Raw genomic sequence first — 417 nt, 5'->3', positions numbered from 1 at the left:
GAGCAGGCGGAGGCGGTGCTGGAACGCCTCGCCGAAGCGATCGTCGCGGCGGGCCGCCTGCTCCACGGCCCTGGCTGGCCCTCCGCTGCGGCCCCGGTGCCGGCCCCCGTGGTGGTCCCGGCCGCCCCGGCCGTTCCCGCGTCCGCCTCGCCGCCAGCGGCCGCCGCGGCGGCCGGATCGGCCCGGCCGGCCGGCGGGCGCCGAGTCGTCGGAGCGGCGGGGCATCACCCCCCCGTGTTCCCGCCGTGGCCGCCCCCGCCCACGGCGCGGATCCGGGCGGGCGCGCGCCGCCCGCTCTCCCCCTCGTCCCCCCGCCGCCGCCCGCCCGCCCCCACCAGCCCCGAGCCGCCGCGCCTCCGGCTCCCCCACACCACTCCGCGCCACTCTTCCCGCCCCACTGCCCTGCCGCGCCGCCCG

At 84.4% G+C, this 417-nt stretch carries 1 pseudogene; it reads left to right on the top strand.

Annotated features, from left to right (window positions below):
- Nucleotides 1-417, top strand: a pseudogene (locus DN069_RS40920) (hypothetical protein); the annotation flags it as partial.

The sequence above is a fragment of the Streptacidiphilus pinicola genome (assembly GCF_003258295.1).
Taxonomy (GTDB): Bacteria; Actinomycetota; Actinomycetes; order Streptomycetales; family Streptomycetaceae; genus Streptacidiphilus; species Streptacidiphilus pinicola.
This window is presented reverse-complemented; position numbering and strand designations above follow the sequence as displayed.